The following is a 15,677-nucleotide window of genomic DNA, read 5'->3' on the forward strand; positions in this document are numbered from 1 at the left end:
ATCACCTCCGCCCCTGCCGGCCTCACCGGCGGGCTGATCCTGCGGCCCCGTGCGGCCTTCCTCACCTGCGCTGAGCATCGGGAAGGCCGCCCTGGCGGTCCCGGTTTCTCGGCCGCGGGATCACAGTCCATACCGGACATCAGGCGAGCAGGTCGCCCGCACGGAACTGGGCGGATGCCATGAACGCCGCCTCGATGACGGAGGAGGACCGCAGGAACGCCCCTGCTCGGGCACTGGACCCTTTTTCCAGGGCACAGGGGGATGTGATGGATGCCTCCTCACGGACTCCGGAGGACGGAACCAGCTCCGCGCAGTCGACGGTGCGGGACGCGTCGGACTCCGAGCGGGAGATCCCCCAGGCGGCCCAGACCGTCTTGCCGAGCCCGCCCGGCACCGGAACGACGCCCCACCGGTCGGCCAGCGCCTCCACGATCGCGAGCCCCCGGCCGTGCGAGGCGTCCTCGCCCAGGCTGAGCTTTCTGGGCCGTTCGGAACCGTGATCGGTGACCCGTACGCAGACTCCCTGGGGCATGCCCCAGAGTGAGAGCCGGATCGGTTCCTCGCCGTACAGCGTGGCGTTCGCCACCAGCTCGCCGACCACCAGCACCGCGTCGTCGGCGAACTCCGGCGGCAGGCCCCAGCCGGTAAGGGTGTCGCGGGTCATCCGGCGGGCCTCACCGACGGTCGCCGGGTCACGGGGAATGTCCCAGCAGACGGTCCGGAGCCCGTCGGGGGTGCCTGCGATCATCGAATCTCCTTGCCAGTGCCGGTGGGATTCCGTTTGTCGGTGAGATTCCGGCCGCCTTGGGGGTTCCGGCTGTCGTTGGGGTTCCGGCACCATATGCACGCCGGGCGGCTGCTCGGGTGACGGCACCGTCGCCGCTTCGGTGGCCTCGCTCTCGCGCATCAGCGCGCACAACTCCTCGGCCGTACGCGCCTCGACGACCAGGGGCTCGGGAACCTGCCCGGCGGCGATGGCGTAGAACCGGCGCCCGCCCACCCCGTACATGACCAGCCAGCCCGCCTCGGCCCGATCCAGCCGGGCCGCGACCTCCCGCTGCTCGCGGTCCCACTGCCGTGGACCTCGCTGATCGACGGGCCCTCCCCGCCGATGCCGCCCGCTCACGCCGCCTTCCCTTGCCGCAGCATGCCCGGGTACGCCCTCCGCCCGCTCAAGGTGAGATCGTCCGGTGGTCGACCTCGCCCGTACGACGCGAGCGACCCGGCGACCACCGGCTCCACAGGCCGGGCGTGACGTCCGTGACCGGAAAACGACCGCGTCTCCCCCGGCGGGCGTACCTCCGCCGAGGCGGACAACCGCCCTGCGAACCCCAGCCGCCACCACTCCGCCAGCCTCGCCCGGAACTGCGCGGGCGTCGGCCGCTCGTAGGCGTGCGCCTGCCGGTGGGGCAGGCATCGGTCATCGTGCGCGTAGGGCGAATGCCCACACCACCGGCACCCCAACGGGGCCGGCGGCCGGTCACCACTGAAGCGCATCCGGATGACTCGGATCGCTCTTGTAAAATCGATCACGGAATTGGACCTCCAGAGTCCGGTTCAAGGGGTCCGTCGAGTGTGGGTAGCACTCGGCGGACTCCGCCTTTTTTGCAGGCGCTAGTCATGTCCGAATTTCGCGATCACAGCAATATGCCCAGCTACGCCAGATGTGTCCTGATTTGAATTACATCAGCATTCTTTGTCCCGCCATCTGCACTAGAATCCTGCTGCAACGTTTGGTATACCTTCAGGCGCTCACCACCTTTTTGACCGTTCACTCTCCGAGCACCGCCCGGCGGTGGCAACCTTGTGTAAGAGTGCACTAACCGTCAGTGACAAGCAATAGCCTTTTAGAAAAGCACTAGTGCTTGCGGATCCATGCAACCGAGGAGCCACCTTGCTCAGAAGCCCCAGCGGTGTCCGCCACCAAAGCCCGACAGTGCGAGCACGCCGCCTGGCCCTGGAACTGACCAACTGCCGCAACACCACAGGGCTGACCCGTGAGGAAGTCGCCAGCCGCCTGGAATGGTCCACTTCGACCATTTTTCGGATAGAGACTGGCCGCTCCCTGCCGCAACCTCGCAGCATGCGCGAGCTGCTTGACCTCTATGGGGTCGTCGGCTCCGAGCGGGAGCATCTCATTCAGCTCGCCCGCGAAGCTCGTCAGCCTGGCTGGTGGCGCTCTTACCGCGATGTCCTACCAAATCCATATGAGGTCTATATCGGACTCGAAACAGGAGCCGCCTCGATATATAACTTTGAGTCCGTAGCCATTCCCGGACTGCTCCAGACACCAGAGTACGCTCGGGCCATGATCAAAGGCGGTGCGCAAGAGCTCAGTCACGATGAGATCGAGCGCTTTACGGAGGTCCGCCTTACCCGTCAACTGATCCTTAGCCGACAAGATCGCCCTCGACTATGGGTCGTGATCGACGAAGCGGCCGTCCGCCGCGTCATCGGCAGTCCGGCCATTATGCGTGGGCAGTTGCACCACTTGCTTGCCGCCACAGAAGCAGGTAAAACCACCATGCAAGTCATACCGTTCAGCGCCGGCGCCCATGCGGGCACGAGCGGCTCGTTTGTCATCCTGGAGTTCTCCGATCTAGCTGACCCTCATGTGGTGTATGTCGAAACCTTGGCAGGTGACCTCTACCTCGAAGAAAGCGCCGATATCACCGACTACACCATCGCGTTTGAACGGTTGCGCGCCACAGCTCTGTCACCGGAAGACTCCATTGACCTGGTGAAAAACGCAGCCGACAATATGGCATAAAATACATGCCAAAAAGGAGAAGCGGGATGGACTTCCCTGACCTTTCCAATCTGGAGTGGCGCAAGAGCTCTTACACCGGCCAAACCGGCAACTGCGTCGAGGTCGCGAACCTACCTGGCGGCAGCCGGGCTGTACGGGACAGCAAGGACCCCAACGGCCCCACCTTGAGCTTCACTCACACCGAGTGGCAGTCATTCACCGACAACATCAAAAACGGCAAGTTCGACTGACCCGAACAACCAGCAGAGCCAGCCCATCATCTGGAGACACTCCCGGAGTAAATCAAGAGAGACGAAACACCATGGATCAAAGCACTCAGAACCTCACCTGGTACAAGAGCACTCTCAGTGGAGCCAACACCGATAACTGCGTCGAGGTAGCCAACCTGTCCAGCGGCGGCCGGGCCGTACGAGACAGCAAGGACCCCAGCGGCCCCACGCTGAGCTTCGCTTCCGGTGAGTGGCGCGCTTTCATCAGTGGCGTGAAGAGCGGCGAGTTCGACCAGAGATAGCCGGTGGCCTTCGCGGGCTTGCTGAGTGCCATGAATGCGGTCAACGACCTCGGCGAGGAGACCCGTGCGCAAGTCCTCGCAAGTTCGTTGCTCGTCCAGCAGGCCGTTACCTAGCGTCGAGCGCGTGTACCTCCGGTTGGAATCGTCCGTACACACCACCTACGCGGGAGGCCACCGTGGCGCTGCGGTTCATCGGCATCGACCCAGGAAGCGAGCACGGTGGCTGTCCTTCGGTCTGGGTGGACGGCACCGACGGCAGTTTCGTGATCCAGGGCTGGGAGGTGGATGATCCAGCCGAATTGGCCGAGGTCGAGGCCCGCAGCCCGATCGCGAGAAATGAGAAGATCGTCAGGATTCCAGCCCGGATGAGGGACCTGCTCATGGAGGCGTGCGGTGACGGCGGAACCGACGTTCGATGACCTGTTCGGCGAGTGCCATCGTTCCGCGCTCCACCTGGAGATGCGCGACGACTATGGCATCTCCAGCCCAGGATTCGTCGCCTGGCGTGAGGGCGTCCACTTCAACCGCACCGACTTCGATGCCCCGTGGGTGACGTTGGTCAGCGGTGCGGTCGCTCGGGGCGTGGCCGTACGGCGGGCTCGGGTCGTGTCGGAACCGGTGAGCGACTACATCCGCTATGAGCACTCGGCCACTCCCTACGCCAACCTCGCCGGAGGCGAGCAGGTGCGCTGGCTTCCTCGGCGGCTGACCTCTGACCTGGCGCTACCCGGCAACGACTTCTGGTTGTTCGACGAGCGGTTGATCCGGTTCGCCTACTTCTCCGGAGATGGTGAGCCCGCTGGTCATGTGTTCTGCGATGATCCCGCCGTGATCAAGCTCTGCCTGGCGGCGTTCGAGGCCGTCTGGGAGCGGGGTGTCGATCACGCGGACTATCGGCCCACCTGACCTACCGTCGCGCGTGTCCACCTCTCCGTCGTCCAGCGCCCAGCAGGCACGCCAGGTCATCGCCAACCGCCTCAGAGAGATCCTGCGCGACTCCGGCCTCAGCGCCAGGGCACTGGCAGCGGCAGCCGGCTGGGACGAGTCAAAATGCTCACGGCTCATTCACGCCCGTACGCCACCCAGCGATGAGGACATTCGTATCTGGTGCCGCGTCTGTGGCGCGGAAAGCGAGACCACCGACCTGATCGCCGCCTCTCGCGACGCGGACAGCATGTACGTGGAGTGGAGGCGACTCCAGCGCGGCGGCATGAAGCGACTCCAGGAGATGCGGGTGTCGCTGTACGAGCAGACTCGGCTGTTTCGTTTCTACAGCTCGCAGTTCATTCCCTGGCCTCTTCAGACGTCTGGCTACATGCGGAGCGTGCTGTCGTGCTTCGCCGACTTCCATGGAACTCCGGGTGATGTCGACGAGGCGGTGGCCACGCGGCTGGCCCGTGGTCGCCTCCTGCGTGAAGGCGACCATCGGTTCGCCATGCTGATGGAGGAGTCGGTGCTACGCGACCGGGTGGCGGATGACGGCGCGATGGCCGAGCAACTCGGTCACCTGTTGGAGGGAATGTCTCTGCCGTCGATTTCACTCGGGATCATCCCGTTCACCGCGCGCCGGAAACTGTGGACGATGGAGACGTTTTCCATCTATGACGACAGGCGCGTGTTCGTGGAACTGCTGTCAGCGGGTGTGACAGTTACCCAGCCCCGCGAGATCGCCCTGTACGTGAAGGGATTCGGCGAACTGGCCTCCAATGCGGTCTACGGGATCAAAGCGCGAGCCCTGATCACGGCTGCGATCCGTGCCCTCGGCTGAACCGCGCAAGTTCGTACCACTTCGTACACCGCAGGGTGGATCACATTGATGTTCGAGCACGTCGATGTGAAGCGGGCCGTCGACTTCGCACCGGGCTCACCCGACCTGCCCGACGTGCTCGACATCGTCCACGTGCTGGGCGAGAGGCTCACCCCCACCCCGGGCGCAGCAGTGCCATCCGTCACCGACAACGTGGAGTTTCTGACCCGCCGCGCCGACAGGCTGCTGGCCGACCCGCCCGCCGACCTGCGGGGTCTGTCCGCCTATCGCAGCGCCCGCACCGGCCTGGACTGGGCCGCGATAGCCGGAGACACACTGCTCCACGCCGATCTGCACGAGGACAACCTTCTCGCCGGGGTGGACGGTGTCCGGCTCATCGACTGGGGGCTGGCCTGCCAGGGCGCCGCCTGGGTGGAGGCCGCCCTGCTGATCCCTCGGCTCATCCTTGCCGGCCACACGCCCGAGCAGGCCGAGCGGGCCGCCGAGCAGGTACCCGCGTGGAAGTCCGCGCCCGAGGCCGCGGTGACCGGGCTGGCCTCGGTGTGGTCGCTGTTCCGGGAGTTCGTCGCCCGCAACGGCCCCGAGCACATTCGCGCTTCGCGCGCACGTGCCGCCGCAGCGGGCCGCGACTGGGTGGAGTACCGGATCGGCTGATCCGAGGCTGCTCCGGCTCTGGCGAGGGACCGGGTTTCCCGGCAAACACACCGCGCCACCTCAACCACCTCTGGTCAGAGGCACGATCGTATGTGGTCCACGTCGTACCGCGACACGAATGGGACGGCCGTGACCGTGTGGTCCCGCGCCGTGGATCCTGTGGACCTGGTGCGATCATGCTGTGACCAGGCAGACCATCGCCCAGGGATGACAAGGTGCAGTTATCTGTCCTCGGTGAACGCCTGGGTGAACGTGTCCGGCGTCGAGAGGACGGCCACCCGGGAGAAGGGCCAGAAGATCGCCATGGCACGGCCGATCACGTCGGCCTCCGCGATCGTCCCCTCGCCTTCCTGCTCCTCGTGGCTGCGGGAGTCCTGAGAGGCCGAGCGGTGGTCGCCCATGACCCACAGGCGGCCCTCGGGAACGACCTTCTCGAACTCCTCCCCCGAAGGGAAGTCGTCGGGGTGGAGGTAGTCCTTCTCGTCGAGCGGGACCCCGTTCACGGTGATCCTCTTCTTGGCGTCGCAGCACTTGACGGTGTCGCTACCGATCGCGATGACCCGCTTGATGGTGTCCTCGCCGTTCCAGCCCTTGAAGACCACCAGGTCACCACGCTCGGTCGCACCGTGCAGCTTGTTGACGACCACGCCGTCGCCCTCGCGCAGGGTGTTTTCCATGGACTCCGACGGGATCCAGAACAGCCGGAAGACGAAAAGCTGCAGCAGCACCGCCACCACGACGCCGCAAACCAACAGGAACAGGCTCTCGCGCACGCCACCCTTACGGGAGGACTTGTTCTGCTTGTTCTCGGACCCGGCGGTCATGAGATGCCTCCATCGGCTTCGGGCTTTCGCGGTGAATTTCGCCGGGCTTGATCGTCTACCCCAGAAAAGTTCCTACGACCTGGGAGGACAGGGCTTGTCGAAGGCCCTGTCCACACCAGTCCACGAGGCACTTCTCATATGAAAACTACCGCTTCCCACCACAAGATCACCGCGTTCGTCGACGGCCTGGTCACGGTGCCGCACGCCGTCGGCCACGTCGACAACAGAGCCGGGTTTCGAGCTTCGGCGCCTCTGGCGAACTCATCGCCATTACGCGCTACCTGCCGTTGAGACGGGTTGTGCCCACGGAGGTGGTGCATGAGTCTCCCCAGCCAGTGGGCGTGGCGCCGGGAAACGAGGGCCATGCCGCCACAGTGGGGGCTCTAACCTCTTCGCTTGTTGGATCTTCTGGAGTCGTTCGCTCATTCGGGTCTGTCGGACTCGGCGGGGTTCCCGGAACCGCGCTTTGTCGGGGGCCTTTCGGAGTCATCGGCTTTCGAAGCGCCTGAACCCTTGGGAAGCATGGTCCGGCGTCGCAGCTCACCCATCACGCTGAGCACGATCGTCATCAGCACCACCCCGGCCGCCGAGACCCAGAGGACGGTGAGCGATCCCAGCTTCGACGGCTCTCTGGCCTCGAACACGCCCCGGGGATCCACCAGCATCTCGACCGGCGCCCCGATCTCCAGTGGCGGCTCGTTCCTGTAGTCCTTGATCACCTCCTCAAGGAGTCGACCGTCCGGTCCCCGCAGGACATATCGGTAATAGTCCCTGTTCGACCTCCGGCCCTCGACCCATGTCCGCTCCGCCACGGTCGCGGTCACCGGTTCACCGAAGGTGCTCAGGTAGTAGTCGCCCGGTAGGAACATGCCGAAAAACACCAGTACGGCGAGGAACGGAAGTGACCCCCAGAGCGCCCAGGGAACGTCCTCGGAGATCTCGACCAGCACCATCAGGGAACAGATGACCACGGCGATGCCGAGAAACCCGCCCAGGAGCGACCATCCTGAGCCGAGGGCGAAGATGATACCGACGAGCCACCAGGAGGCGGCTACCGCCGCCAGGAACAGCACCCCCCTCCCGACGACCCGCCACCAACCCGCCCGTAAAGCCGCCTCTGTTGCCACAGACCAGATCGTGACAACAGAGGCAGGGCCGTGACGTCACTCGCGAGGATGACCGGCACATCATCCAGAGGGATCAAACCCGACCGGGAGGGCAGGCCGTTTGGGCTGTTCACCGGCCCCGGCGGCGTCCGCCGCCGAAGCCCCGCATCGATGACCTCATCCTGCTGTCAACGTGCGGCAGACTCTCTAAGATCAATTCCACACGGATGCCGAAAAATCAGGAGAAAGTGTGGATGATCAGGCTACGCCGGCCGGGGTCGACCCGAACGTGCCCAATGTCGCCCGGATGTACGACTACTACCTGGACGGCAAGGACAATTTCGCCGCCGACCGGGCCGCAGCCGAACAGATTCTGAAGCTCTTTCCCGAGACCCGCGACTCCGCGAGGGAGAACCGGGCGTTCCTCGCACGTGCCGTACGCCATCTGGTCGAGTCGGGCGTCCGGCAGATCGTGGATCTGGGCTCCGGGCTACCCACGCGGGGCAACACCCACGAGATCGCGCACGCGGTCGCGCCCGACACCCGCGTGGTCTACGTGGACTACGACCCCATCGTGTGCGCGCACAGCCGGGCGCTCCTGGCGAACGGCGACAACGTCACCATCGTGCAGGCCGACGCGCGTGCCCCGGAGACGCTGCTGGCCGAGCTGCGCGAGCACGTCGACTTCGACCGGCCCGTGGCGTTCCTGCTGCTGGCCATTCTGCACTTCATCCCGGACGAGAACCCCGACGGCGCGGGCGCCTACCAGATCATCCAGCGGCTCTACGAGGCGAGCGCGCCGGGCAGCCACCTCGTTCTCAGTCACGCGATCGACGCCAAGCCCGACACCACGCCGGAGGCTCTGGAGATCTACAACCGGGCCACCGAGGCGCTGAGCCTGCGCACGCACGCGGAGATCTCCCGCTTCTTCGACGGCTACGAGCTGGTCGAACCCGGCCTGGTGTTCCCCAAGGACTGGCGCCCTGTCGATCCGCCCCTGTTCGGCGAGCGGAACACCTCGATCGGCTACGTCGGAGTAGGCCGCAAGCCCTGACGGTCACACCCTCCTGACCCGCGTGATGTGCCGGGCGAGAGCACGAGCTTCCTGCCCGGATGCTTCATCGGTCACGAAAGATCATTCCTGCGTCTGGACGGCATGGTCACGGATTCGCCTGTGCACCTCGGCGTCCTCGGGAGAGGAAGCGAGCGCGGCGACGTCCTCGTCCGTCTGCAGGACGGGCGGGATGAGCCTCGCCAGCGCCCGGCGATCGCCTTCGGCGACCTTCACGGCGTTCTCCAGCATCTCGGCCTCCGCCTGCACGACCGGCAGACTGTCGCTCAGATCGCACGGCGTCGACGGGTCCGTGATCTCCTCGATGAAGGCAGCGTAGGAGCGGTAGCCCTCGGCCGCGCGGCGCAGGTCCGCGACGATCCTGGCACGCTCGTCGGCACGGGCCTCTGCCGCGTTCTCCATGGGTTCCTCCCGTTCCGTCCAACCGTTCAAGAACGTCAGCGGAACCGAGAGTAGAGCGGCCTTCCTCTCCGTGCATCCCTATTTTCATCACATAAAGGATCTTGGCCGCCGGAGCACCGTCAAGCCTAGGGCGGCCCGTTCAGGCACCTGAGGGGGGAGCGGCGGGTTGCCCCGCCGCTCCCCCCTCAAACCGTGCGTGCCGCTCGTCGAGTGGGGTCTGAAAGACTTGCGTGTCCCCCGGAGTTCATCCGTTCAACAATGAATCCCAGATTCCTGCCGAATAATTTTTTTACGATGATTACAGGTTTGAAATAAAGAGTCCGTTTTATATGCTTTTGTCAGCGAATGTCGGGTATCACTCTCCCGCTGAGAATGTCGCGGTCCCGTGGTCCGGCCTCGGCCGGCACGACGGCACCGCTCGATCGGCAAAGGAGATGAGCACCATGTCCAACCGAATCCTTCAGACGATCGCGGTCGGCGCAACGAGTGTCGTGCTGATCGGCGGCCTGGCGGGCATGGCGGGCGCGACCCCGACCAACCCGGAGGCGGTAGCAGGCAGCCCCTCGCACAACGCGACGGCGGCCCCATCCCCGACCAAGTCATGCCAGAAGGACAAGAGCTGCAAGAAGGGGTACGCGGTCGGGTACAAAGCCGGCGAGCGCTCCTGCAAGAGCGGCGTGAGCAGCAAAACCCCTAGCGGTTCCGCGGAATACAAGCGCGGATTCGAGTTGGGGTACAAACACGCCCGCGCCCGACACTGCTAGGGGCAACGAACACCAAGAAAAGGGCGTGGAGGCGTTTGCTTCCACGCCCCTTTTCTCCTGGCAGAGCAGCCCGCTCAGCCGGCGGAGGTGAGCAGCGGCAGTTTCCGTACGCCGGTCATGTTGGGGCTGGGGATGAACTGCGGTGGCTCGTCCGGGTCGGTGCGCAGGTGGGGGAAGCGGTCGAGCAGGATGTCGAGCGCGACCCTGCCCTCCAGGCGGGCCAGCGGCGCGCCGAGGCAGAAGTGGATTCCCCGGCCGAGACCGAGGTGGGGGTTGGGGTCACGGGTCGGGTCGAAGACGTCGGGGTCGGCGAACTGCCGGGGGTCACGGTTGGCCGCCGCGATCCACACCATGAGCAGTTGGTCGGCGGGCACGTGCTGTCCGCCGAGCTCGACGTCGACGTTGGTGACCCGGCCCAGGGCCGCGAACGGGCTGAAGAAGCGCAGGGACTCCTCGATCACGGCGGGAACCGTCGACCGGTTCGCGCGGGCGCGAGCGAACTGCTCGGGCTGGGCGTCCAGGCAGAGCACGGTATTGCCCAGCAACATGGTGGTGGTGATGTGCCCGGCCAGCAGCAGGACGTTGGCGAAGTTCACCACCTCGGCCTGGCTGAGGCGCTCGCCGTCCACCTCGGCCTCGACAAGTTTGGTGAGCAGGTCGGCGCGCGGCCTGAGGCGTCGCTCCGCGGCGTGTTCGCCGAGATAGTCGGTCAGGTGCTTGACCTGCTCCATGGCGACCTCGAGGTTGCGCTCCTGCTCCTCGCTGTGGTCGACGAGGGAGAACTGCTGTGAGTTCTCAAACAGCCTGTCGACCCACTGCTTGAACAGGTAGCGGTCCGAGCTGGGCACCCCGAGCAGTTCCGCGATGACGATGACCGGCAGCGGGTAGGCGAGGTCGGCCACCAGCTCCAGCCGGCCCGTGTCGGCCACCGCGTCGAGCAGTTCGTTGGTCAGCTCGGCGATCCGCGGTTCGAGGTCGGCGACGACCTTCGGGGTGAAGGCGTGGCTGACGAGCTTGCGAAGCTTGCCGTGCATGGGCGGGTCCAGCTGCGTCAGGCTGCGCTCGGCGGGCTTGGCGACCTCGGGTACCATGCGGCTGGTATCGGAGGAGAACGTCTTCGGATCGCCGAGAATCCGCAGTGCCTCGGGGTAGCCGTAGACGTTCCACATCCCGGTGCCGGCGTCGAAACTCACCGGCTGGTCCGGCCGCCTTCCGCGTAGCCAGAAGTGCCCCTCGTGCAGGCCCCATGTGTCGGCGATGGTGGTCATGGCGTGCCTTTCTCATCGGGACGGGTCCGGGATCAGCCGGGCTCGTGCGTTCTCTCGTACGCGTAGATCCAGGTGCGGTAAGGCGGGATCAGGTCCTCGAAGACGGCGATGACCTCCGAGACCGCCTTGGCCAGTTCCTCGGAGGTCGGCGGCTCGGCCGGCTCGAAGGCGTGTCTGACCACGTGGGCGAGCGAGTCGAGCTTGGCCCGCATGTCCAGCTGGACGGCCATCGGATCCAGGTCCTGGTAGAGATGGAACCCGGTCATCGTCGCGCTCAGCGTGTACGCCAGGTTCGGCACGTCGTCGCGGAGCAGGCCGTGCCGGGTCATCAGGTCGTAGAACCGTTCGGAGGCGAGCAGCTCCTGGCTGTGCAGGAAGGCGTCGGCCGACCTGCTCTGTGCCTGCCGCAGGTATTCCTCGGACAGCGCCCGCAGCACCGGCCGGCGATCGACGATGAGGAACGACGCGGGGATGAAGCGGTGCGGCAGCAGCATCGCCGGGTCCCGGCGCAGCTCGTCGAGGAGCTCCTCGACGTAGGAGATGGACTCGCGCAGCAGCACGGCCTCGAACAACTGCTGCTTGGTGCGCCAGTGCAGGTAGACGGTGCCCTTGCCGATGCCGGCCAGCTGGGCGATGTCGTCGATCGTCACCTTCCGGTAGCCGAGGCGTACGAGCAGCTCGGCCGCCGCGTCGAGGATCCGGTCGGCGCGGCCGACGGTCTGCCCTGCTCGTTCCGTCACCCTGAAACCTTTCCCCCTGACCTCGTGACCAATTATGAAATCTGGTCAACAAGTCAGAGAGTAGACCTCCCCTCCGGCGCGGACAATCCCTTTTCGGGCCGATCAGGGGAGTTCGGGGACCGACTCGACGAGGGTGACGAGGCCGTGCTCGTCGAGGAGGTCGACGGGGCGGACCGTCTCGCCCAGCAGGACGTAGTGGAAGGCCGCCCCCACCTGCTCCAGCGGGACGGCGGCCAGGTGGGACCAGGCCAGCCGGTAGGCGGCGAGCTGGACGGAGGCGGCGGCCTCGGCCTTCTTGCCCCTGGGACGCCGGCCGGTCTTCCAGTCGACGACCTCGTAGCGCCCTTCGGAGATCTGGAAGACGGCGTCCATCCGGCCGCGGACCACCCGGTCGGCGATCACGGTTTCGAAGGGGACCTCGACGTCGAGTGGTTCCCTGCCCGCCCACTCGCTCTCCTCGAAGCGGTCGCGCAGCTGGTCGAGGTGGGCGTCGGTCTCCTCGAAGTCGTCGGACGCGCCGGGCAGCTCGAACTCGTCCATCAGCCGCTGCTGGCCCCAGCGCCCCTCCAGCCAGCGGTGGAAGGAGGTGCCCCGGCGGGCCAGCGGCGCGGGTTTCTTGGGCACCGGGCGGCGGATCTGCCTGGCCAGCGCCTTGGGGTCGGAGGCCAGCGTGACAAGGGAGGAGACGGTCAGGTGGGTGGGCAGCTCCACCCTGCCGCCACCGCGCCGCCGGTTCATCTCCCGCTCCCTGAGCAGGAGCTCGATGTCACGCTCCCAGGCCTTCGCCCGCTCCCTGTCCCACCCCCGCAGCTCGGCCGCCGGCACCGGCCGCCGTTCCCCTGTCTCGGCTGTCTCGGCTGTCTCGGCACCGGAGTCGGCCCGGTCGCTCTGCCCGGTGTTCGCCGCCCCGGGAAAAGCCCCGGGAAAGGGCGCGTTCCCCTCCTGCGGATCGGCGGGGAAGGGCACATCACCGTTCTCCGCCTCCTCGGGAACGGGCCCGCGGTCGTCCGGGCCGGGAGCCTCCCCATCCGGCAGGTCTTCGGGAAGGAACGCTTCCTTGTCCCACGGATCTTCGGGGAAGGGCACCTCCTCGTCCCGGGGAGCCTCGGGGAGAGGAACATCCTCGTAGTCCCGGGGAACCTCGGGGAAGGGGACGTCCTCGAAGGAGACCGGAGCGGTCCCCCCGGCGAGGGCCGCGAGGGCGGCCTCCACCATGGTGGCGCCGTCGAGAACGGCGGCGTAGCGGGCATCGTCCGGCTCGATCGGCCACCGGGCCTCGGCCGGCTCGGCGAGGAGCGGGTTGGTGGCGCCCTCCTCCATCTCCGGGGCCCAGAAGGCCACCCTGCCGCAGGTATCGCGGATCTCCAGCAGGAAGTCCGACGGCTCCAGCGGCCTGGACGCGGTGCCCCAGCGGTAGCCGGAGGCGATCAGCAGGTAGTGGGCGCGGGTGACGGCGACGTACGCCAGGCGGCGCTCCTCAAGCAGGTCGCGGTCGCGGCAGCGCTCGTCGAAGTCGGCCAGCTCCTCCTTGGCCAGCCCGGCCAGTCCGGGCAGGTCGGAGGCGTCTCCGCGGAGCTGGTAGGGCAGCTTGCGGGGGTTCTCCGTCCACCTCGGGCTGGTCGTGGAGCGGGCCGGGAACACGGTGCCGACGGTGAGCGTCCCGGTCTTCGACAGCGCCTGGGAGAGGCCGGGCACCACCACGACCGGCCATTCCAGCCCCTTGGAGGCATGGACCGTCATCAGTTTCACGCTGTTGCTCTCGCCCACCCGCCCGGCGTCCAGGCCGTTCTCCTCCTCGTCCGCCGCCTTCAGGAACGCCAGGAACGCGCCCAGCGTGGGGTCCTCGGAGTCTCCGGCGAACCGGGCGGCGGCGTCCAGGAAGGCGTCGAGGTCGGCGCGGGCGGCGAACGGGCCGACGGCCGTCCCCCTGGCCGCCACCTCGATGTCCAGGCCGAGCCTGCGCTCGATCTCCAGGATCAGGTCGGGCAGCGGCTGGCCGGTGTGGGCGCGCAGCAGGCGCAGCTCCTGTGCCATGGCGACCAGCCGCACCCTCGCCAGCGGGGAGAACAGATCCTGCCAGGCGGGACGGTCGGGCAGCTCGTCGAGGGCGTCGACCAGGCTGCCGCGCTCCTCGGCCATGTCGGCCACGACCTGGTCCAGCGGGTCGGCCACCGGCGACGCGCCCTCGCGGGTCTCCCGGTTCAGCTCGCGGGCCCGCTCGCCCAGTTCCTTAAGGTCGGCGGGGCCGATCCGCCAGCGGGGACCGGAGAGCAGCCGCACCAGGGCGTCTCCCGCGCTCGGGTCGTAGATCACTCGCAGGGTGGAGACGATGTCGGCGATCTCCGGCACGAGGAGCAGGCCGCCCAGGCCGACGACCTCGACCGGGATGCCGCGCTCCTCCAGGGCCTTGCGGAGCGCGGGGAACTGCGAGCGTTTGCGCGCCAGGATCGCCACGTCGTGCGGCTGGAGCGACTGCGGCCCGCCCCACATGCTCTGCTTGGCCTTCTTACGCTCGCCGTCGCCCCACGGCATGCCGTCGGGCGCGCTCTCGACGCCCAGCACCCTGGCGATCTCCAGGGCGGCCCAGCGCGCCTCGTCGTCCGCGGTCTCGTGGAAGGCGCACATCACCCGGCCGCGCTCGACCCGGTTCTTACCCGGCACCAGGACCGGTACCTCCCTGGCCTCCATCCGGAGCGGCAGCTGGAGCCGGGCGGCGACGTCCAGCACGGCGTCGCCGTTGCGGAAGCTGACCGACAGGCGGTTGACGGGCGCGAGCTCCCCCGAGGCGGTCCTGAAGTCACGGGGGAATCGGGTGAGGTTGCCCGCCGAGGCGCCGCGCCAGCCGTAGATGGACTGGCAGGGGTCGCCCACCGCCGTCACCGGGTGGCCGCCGCCGAACAGGGCGCGGAGCAGGACGAGCTGGGCGTGGCTGGTGTCCTGGTACTCGTCCAGCAGGACCACGGCGAACCGCCCGCGCTCGATCTCGCCGACGTCGGCGTGCCTGTCGGCGATCCTGGCGGCCAGCGCCATCTGGTCGCCGTGGTCGACCACCTCCCGGCTGCGCTTGAGGCGGTTGTACGCCTCGACCAGCGGCAGCAGCTGCTCCCTGGCCCGCTGGGTGAGCAGCGGTCTGCGCTGGTCCTTGGTCGGGGTGCCGGGCAGCTCGGCGAACCGCTGGGCGAGCTTGGTGCCGACGTCGCGCACGTCCTGCGGGGTGCGCAGGTGTTCGGCCAGCTCACCGGCCAGTTCGAGCACCGCCCGGGTGACGGTCGCCGGGCTCCACTCGACCTGCTCCATCGGTCCGTCGTACGCGCTGACCACCCGGCTGGCGAGCTGCCAGGAGACGGCCGGGGAGACCAGGCGCATGGTCGGCTCCAGCGCCTCGCGCAGGGCGTGCTCGGTGACCAGACGGGCCGCGTAGGCGTGGTATGTCGAGATGGTCGGCTCGCCCTCCATCAGCTCCGCCGGCACCTGCCCGACCTCGACGAGACCGTTGAGCCGCTCGCGCACCCGCGCGGCCAGCTCCGCGGCGGCCTTCCTGGTGAAGGTCAGGCCGAGCACCTGCTCGGGGCGGAGCAGCCCGTTGGCGACCAGCCAGACGACGCGCCCGGCCATGGTCTCGCTCTTGCCCGACCCGGCCCCGGCCATCACGACCATCGGTTCGAGCCCGGCCTCGATCACGGCCGCCTGTTCCGGGGTCGGCGGCAGGATGCCCAGCTTGGCGGCAAGCTGAACCGGGCTCAGCACGCGGCGCCCCCGGTGGACGCGACACGGCCCCGGTGCCGGAGAGCGGCACGG

Annotated in this window: 16 protein-coding genes; 9 read left to right on the plus strand and 7 right to left on the minus strand. The window is 67.4% G+C overall.

The genetic code is table 11. The annotated features are described in order from the left end of the window. Positions 1 to 139: 139 nt before the first annotated feature. A complete protein-coding gene (locus tag ABZU75_RS16035; RefSeq protein ID WP_355554546.1) occupies positions 140 to 1,126 on the minus strand; it encodes an ATP-binding protein in 987 nt (328 codons plus the stop codon). A gap of 810 nt (positions 1,127 to 1,936) precedes the next feature. On the opposite strand from ABZU75_RS16035, the gene ABZU75_RS16040 reads away from it, so the two are divergent. The 7 genes from ABZU75_RS16040 to ABZU75_RS16070 all read left to right on the plus strand — a co-directional run bounded on the left by ABZU75_RS16040 (position 1,937) and on the right by ABZU75_RS16070 (position 5,703). Beyond that, on the plus strand, positions 1,937 to 2,770 hold the full coding sequence (locus ABZU75_RS16040) for a helix-turn-helix transcriptional regulator (protein ID WP_355554598.1): 834 nt from the start codon (positions 1,937 to 1,939) through the stop codon (positions 2,768 to 2,770). Between the two features lie 26 nt (positions 2,771 to 2,796). Then, the gene (locus ABZU75_RS16045) at positions 2,797 to 3,000 is read left to right on the plus strand and encodes a DUF397 domain-containing protein (RefSeq protein ID WP_355554548.1); all 204 of its coding nucleotides are present in this window, start codon (positions 2,797 to 2,799) and stop codon (positions 2,998 to 3,000) included. A gap of 71 nt (positions 3,001 to 3,071) precedes the next feature. Then, positions 3,072 to 3,281, plus strand: a complete 210-nt coding sequence (locus tag ABZU75_RS16050; RefSeq protein WP_355554550.1) for a DUF397 domain-containing protein — start codon at positions 3,072 to 3,074, stop codon at positions 3,279 to 3,281. A gap of 176 nt (positions 3,282 to 3,457) precedes the next feature. Next, positions 3,458 to 3,700 carry a hypothetical protein gene (locus ABZU75_RS16055; protein ID WP_355554552.1) on the plus strand — a complete coding sequence of 81 codons (243 nt, stop codon included), beginning with the start codon at positions 3,458 to 3,460 and terminating at the stop codon, positions 3,698 to 3,700. Further along, positions 3,675 to 4,187, plus strand: a complete 513-nt coding sequence (locus ABZU75_RS16060; RefSeq protein ID WP_355554554.1) for a DUF6879 family protein — start codon at positions 3,675 to 3,677, stop codon at positions 4,185 to 4,187. The genes ABZU75_RS16055 and ABZU75_RS16060 overlap by 26 nt, the downstream gene beginning before the upstream one ends. Positions 4,188 to 4,200: 13 nt before the next feature. After that, positions 4,201 to 5,049: a DUF5753 domain-containing protein gene (locus ABZU75_RS16065; protein WP_355554556.1), complete on the plus strand. Its 849-nt coding sequence runs from the start codon at positions 4,201 to 4,203 to the stop codon at positions 5,047 to 5,049. A 48-nt stretch (positions 5,050 to 5,097) separates the two neighbouring features. Then, on the plus strand, positions 5,098 to 5,703 hold the full coding sequence (locus ABZU75_RS16070) for a phosphotransferase (RefSeq protein ID WP_355554558.1): 606 nt from the start codon (positions 5,098 to 5,100) through the stop codon (positions 5,701 to 5,703). A 221-nt stretch (positions 5,704 to 5,924) separates the two neighbouring features. On the opposite strand, the gene lepB is transcribed toward ABZU75_RS16070, so the two are convergent. Both lepB and ABZU75_RS16080 read right to left on the minus strand, forming a co-directional pair. Beyond that, positions 5,925 to 6,527: a signal peptidase I gene (gene lepB, locus ABZU75_RS16075; protein ID WP_355554561.1), complete on the minus strand. Its 603-nt coding sequence runs from the start codon at positions 6,525 to 6,527 to the stop codon at positions 5,925 to 5,927. 422 nt (positions 6,528 to 6,949) lie between these two features. Then, positions 6,950 to 7,654: a hypothetical protein gene (locus ABZU75_RS16080; protein ID WP_355554563.1), complete on the minus strand. Its 705-nt coding sequence runs from the start codon at positions 7,652 to 7,654 to the stop codon at positions 6,950 to 6,952. Between the two features lie 229 nt (positions 7,655 to 7,883). Here ABZU75_RS16080 and ABZU75_RS16085 point away from each other — a divergent pair, with 229 nt between their 5' ends. After that, entirely contained in the window at positions 7,884 to 8,687 is an 804-nt protein-coding gene (locus tag ABZU75_RS16085; protein WP_355554565.1) for an SAM-dependent methyltransferase, read from the plus strand. 81 nt (positions 8,688 to 8,768) lie between these two features. On the opposite strand, the gene ABZU75_RS16090 is transcribed toward ABZU75_RS16085, so the two are convergent. Then, the gene (locus ABZU75_RS16090) at positions 8,769 to 9,107 is read right to left on the minus strand and encodes a hypothetical protein (RefSeq protein WP_355554567.1); all 339 of its coding nucleotides are present in this window, start codon (positions 9,105 to 9,107) and stop codon (positions 8,769 to 8,771) included. A 434-nt stretch (positions 9,108 to 9,541) separates the two neighbouring features. Here ABZU75_RS16090 and ABZU75_RS16095 point away from each other — a divergent pair, with 434 nt between their 5' ends. Further along, a complete protein-coding gene (locus ABZU75_RS16095; RefSeq protein WP_355554569.1) occupies positions 9,542 to 9,871 on the plus strand; it encodes a hypothetical protein in 330 nt (109 codons plus the stop codon). A 74-nt stretch (positions 9,872 to 9,945) separates the two neighbouring features. Here ABZU75_RS16095 and ABZU75_RS16100 read toward each other — a convergent pair whose 3' ends face one another. From ABZU75_RS16100 to ABZU75_RS16110, 3 genes are all read right to left on the minus strand, one after another. After that, positions 9,946 to 11,139, minus strand: a complete 1,194-nt coding sequence (locus ABZU75_RS16100) for a cytochrome P450 (protein WP_355554571.1) — start codon at positions 11,137 to 11,139, stop codon at positions 9,946 to 9,948. 32 nt (positions 11,140 to 11,171) lie between these two features. Then, on the minus strand, positions 11,172 to 11,879 hold the full coding sequence (locus ABZU75_RS16105) for a TetR/AcrR family transcriptional regulator (RefSeq protein ID WP_355554573.1): 708 nt from the start codon (positions 11,877 to 11,879) through the stop codon (positions 11,172 to 11,174). Between the two features lie 102 nt (positions 11,880 to 11,981). Next, on the minus strand, positions 11,982 to 15,626 hold the full coding sequence (locus tag ABZU75_RS16110) for an ATP-dependent DNA helicase (RefSeq protein ID WP_355554575.1): 3,645 nt from the start codon (positions 15,624 to 15,626) through the stop codon (positions 11,982 to 11,984). Between the last annotated feature and the right edge of the window lie 51 nt (positions 15,627 to 15,677).

Origin of the sequence: Streptosporangium sp. NPDC005286 (assembly GCF_040607515.1) — a bacterium.
GTDB lineage: Bacteria > Actinomycetota > Actinomycetes > Streptosporangiales > Streptosporangiaceae > Streptosporangium.